Origin of the sequence: Vibrio sp. 10N.222.48.A3, assembly GCF_041475345.1 — a bacterium.
GTDB lineage: Bacteria > Pseudomonadota > Gammaproteobacteria > Enterobacterales > Vibrionaceae > Vibrio > Vibrio tasmaniensis_A.
This window is the reverse complement of sequence record NZ_JBFRVX010001024.1, coordinates 1-4,118: the sequence shown is the minus strand read 5'-3', so window position 1 is coordinate 4,118 and position 4,118 is coordinate 1. Positions and strand designations below refer to the sequence as shown.

Here is a 4,118-nt window from a genome sequence, read left to right as displayed (position 1 = left end):
TGGTTGGACTTTTGGTGTGAATGTGAAATTTCCGCAATCAAAGCAAAATTACCATTAAGCACCCATGCCCTTTATCCTATGGATCTACCCATTAAAGATAGTGCTTACTATGGTGTGATCATTGACCAAATAGAAAATAGTCAACTCATAGTACAAACGCCAACTCGCCCTCAAGGACTACCAATCAGCGATGCTATTGCTTTAAGCAACCTTGAGGTTTTTATTAAAGGTGAGAAGTGGTATGAGATGCTACCTTTACTCCACTTATCACAAACAGGTAAGCACTTTATTCTACTCAAACACCCAACAGATGAAGCCTTTCCAACCCTAGTCTCTTCAGCCCTAATTCAAGATTGGTCAAAATATGAAACTTGGCTAAGCTACGCCCCCCCTTTCTGTAACGACAAATGGAAGTACAGTTTATCCAGACGTGGCTATGAGGGACTGGCAGAGCTACATATTTTTACTCCGCCGGCCCTATCAAAGTGTGACTCTATTCCAGAGTTCGATAATAAGTTCCAATTACAATTAGCCGAAATGCAAGCTGTATGTGAAATTCTACGCCTAACCGTGAGTGGAAATATTCAACAAAAAGTCTACTTCCTTTATCTTGCACAAAAAGAGATGCTCAACTTGTTACATCAAGCGGGCTATAAGATTGGTTTCACCATTATAGATCAACCTTTGATACTCGATTTTTACAAGGCTATCGAACCACAAGCATACTTGCCGCTAGGGTCTTGTGACTTGAACGAAACGAACTTACTGACTTACCGCGGGTTATGGAATATTGAACTGATGTTGAAGGCATTCAATCATGTCAACTTTCGAGACTATAGACGGTGCCTCCGTGAAAATAAAAATACAGCGTGGCAAATAATATGAAGACGTTTGATCTTGGGCTAGAGGCGATATTCTATGCTAAAGCCATCACTCTGCTTGCAACGGTCGCTGTTGTTGTAATGTGGCTGTTCTACTATTGTTATCGCCTTAAACAAAAGAACGAAGCGATAGTGGGGACACACCATGTACCTTACATCGCATATTCCATCTGTATCATTACGTGGATCAGCAGTAATGCCTACTTCCACACCGGCTTGTTGCCAGGACTTGGCACCACAGCAGCCATATTTGCAGCAAAGTTGGCCAACCTCAGCTCTTTCCTTGCTTTTGCCTTTGCGTATTACTTCTCGTGTCAGCTCGCAGCCGAAAACCGCAGTGGTAAAATCCATAGGTGGCAAAAAACCATTCTCGCGAGCATAACGGGCTACTCTTTCTATATCAATTTGACCCCAGGATTAACGGTAGAAGATGTCACCATTACGGCTCCAAGCCAATTCGTGATCGAGTTTGGCCCGCATACACCCTACTTTTTCATTGGGGTTATCAGCTTGATTGCCCTTACACTGACTAATCTAGTGACCATGCGTGCCAATAGCAGCAAACTAACATTAGCCAAAACCAACTACATGATTACAGGCATCTTGGTATTCATGCTATCTACAGCAACGATTCACATTGGCGTTGCCTATTTCCTACGTGATTTCTCGCTCACTTGGCTCCCCCCAGCGTTGTCGCTCAGTGAGATGTTGTTTGTAGGCTATGCTCTGCTGACCTCTCGCTTCTACAGTTTTAAATACCTTACATACATAAGCCTTAATGTGCTGCTGGTGTGTGCAATTTTAGTGATACCTTTTTGTACGGTATTTATTCCCCTAACTGACGGTAACCAATGGCTATTAGCGATACCCATCTGCGCGATTATCGGCATTACATGGAGTCCAATCTACAAACGTGTAAGTCCTTACTCCTCATTGCTTGTCTATAGAAACAAAAAGACACCGGTACAACAGATACTCGCATTAGAAGAAGGCTTTAAGTTGTCGATTGACGATGCCATGCGTCGTTTAGGTCGCCAACTGCAAATCCCAGAAGATAAGCTTCGACTAGTTAACAGTAATTACAACGAAACCTTCTACGAAGATTACCTATCTAGCAAAGAGTCCGTTCTAGTGTTCGATGAGCTTTCTGAAGAGCTAGATGATACTGCGCTCGCTAAACGGTCGCTAAAAGCACTTTATGACAAGATGAGTTCGAACAACACCGCGTTGGTAATGCCACTATTCGGACACAAAAAATCAGTCACACACTTGCTAGTATCATCGCACAAAAGCAACAATCGTATGTTCTCTAATGAAGAAATCTCTGCACTGCAAACCTTGTTAACGCGTGTACAAAGCACCATCGAAGCCGATAGACGAATTCGCCAAAGTCGTGCTCTTGCTAACTCGATCGCTCATGAGATGCGTAACCCACTCGCTCAAGTGCAACTGCATTTTGAGGTGTTAAAGCAGCACATTGATAATCAAGCACCAACTCAACAAATCTTGACTGACATTGAGAATGGCCAAGCAGCGATTCAACGCGGGCGGCAACTGATTGATATCATCTTACGAGAAGTCAGTGACAGCTCGCCTGAGCATGGACCAATCACCATGACATCTATCCACAAGGCCGTGGACCAAGCCGTCAGCCACTATGGCTTTGAGAACGAGAAGATCATTGAGCGAATTCGTTTACCACAACACGCTGATTTTGTGGCAAAACTAAATGAAACTCTATTCAACTTCGTCATTTTCAATCTGATACGCAATGCAATCTATTACTTTGATTCTTACCCAGACAGCCAAATTGAGATCAGCACCAAAACAGGATCTTACGAGAACGTTCTCACATTTCGTGATACCGGCCCCGGCATTGACGAAGCCATTGTTCATAAGGTCTTTGATGACTTTTTCTCTTTCCAAAAAAGCGGTGGTAGCGGCTTAGGACTGGGTTATTGCCAACGAGTGATGCGCTCATTTGGTGGCAGAGTGGAATGCCATTCCAAACTTGGTGAATTTACTGAGTTTCACCTGTACTTCCCTATTGTACCCAATGCTCCAAAAGCGGAGACGCTGCGTACGCCTTATTTCAACGGTTGGAAACACAACCAATCGACGGAAGATAAAGCCGAAGCTGATGTAAAACCAGAGAGCCAAACTCCAAGCGGTGATATAGAACCTGAACCGGCAAGTACGCTAACAGAAAGTAAGCAAACAGAACGCACGCAAGCAGAAAATCAACCAGCATCAAGCCATCTTGCACCGACGGTACTTATTGTTGATGACAAAGAAGTGCAACGCACGCTTGTTCAGATGTACCTGAGCCGACTTGGCGTAAATAGCTTGCAAGCTAAAAACGGGGAAAATGCTGTCGAGCTGTTCAGATCACACAAAGTTGATTTGATCTTAATGGATGTACAAATGCCGATAATGAATGGCTTTGACGCAAGCCAGATCATCAAGGCGCGCTCACCTCAAACACCAATTATTGCTTTGTCTGGTGAATCAGGACAACGAGAGCTAGACATGATCAGAAAACTGATGGACGGTCGCCTAGAGAAGCCAACCTCTTTGAACGCACTGCAACACCTACTGGACAACTGGCTAGAGAAAGGCTGGGCGCCAAACGCTTCTAAAGAAACAGAAAATGAATAGCTGACTACGGTTAAGTGAATCAATGAAAAAAAACGATTAGAACTCACTGATGGTTGGCCTCAATCATCGCTGTTTCGATCAAATCCAGTAACCACTTGTATTTGGCAGAATGTTGGTTTTTCTTATGAAGATAGGCAAATACCTCCATTTTCTCTGCATCTTCTTCTAATCCTTCAATCACAATCGAGCGCAATACTCCCTTGTGCTGTTCGATCACCGGAGGCATGCAGGGTGCGATCATGTTGGAATGCTTAATCGTTTCTATTAACCCAACAACTGACGTCGTTCGAAGCGCCATATTAATCGATTTACCTTGGCTTAAAACTTCTTCTTCCAATCGCGAGTGTTTGTTTTGATCGAAGTAAGCAAGGTCAACATGCGCAAATGGAAAGGACAACAAATCATCAATCTGTGCTACATCCTCTTTAAAAGGATGGTCGACTCTTACTGCCAATACAAATTTTAGGGTCACGAGAGGCACAGCAATGATCTCGGCGGGCAGGTTTTCAGCTTCAAAGTGAATAACAAAATCAATCTCGTCACTCTTAAGTCTTTCCAGTGAATCTTTGGAGCTAGTAT

General features: G+C 43.6%; 3 protein-coding genes. 2 read left to right on the top strand and 1 reads right to left on the bottom strand.

Going from position 1 to position 4,118, the window contains the following annotated elements:
* Both luxM and AB4653_RS23205 read left to right on the top strand, forming a co-directional pair.
* A partial coding sequence (gene luxM / locus AB4653_RS23210; protein ID WP_372105426.1) for an acyl-homoserine-lactone synthase LuxM occupies positions 1-885 on the top strand: 885 nt, incomplete at its 5' end.
* Positions 882-3,539: a response regulator gene (locus tag AB4653_RS23205; RefSeq protein WP_102257527.1), complete on the top strand. Its 2,658-nt coding sequence runs from the start codon at positions 882-884 to the stop codon at positions 3,537-3,539. The genes luxM and AB4653_RS23205, both read left to right, overlap by 4 nt.
* Positions 3,540-3,582: 43 nt before the next feature.
* On the opposite strand, the gene AB4653_RS23200 is transcribed toward AB4653_RS23205, so the two are convergent.
* On the bottom strand, positions 3,583-4,118 hold a 536-nt coding region (locus AB4653_RS23200; protein WP_372105425.1), incomplete at its 5' end, for a LysR substrate-binding domain-containing protein.

Bases quoted from the DNA above. Each gene is read 5' to 3' on its own strand.
- AB4653_RS23205 (WP_102257527.1), top strand. From the start codon at position 882: ATGAAGACGTTTGATCTTGGGCTAGAGGCGATATTCTATGCTAAAGCC.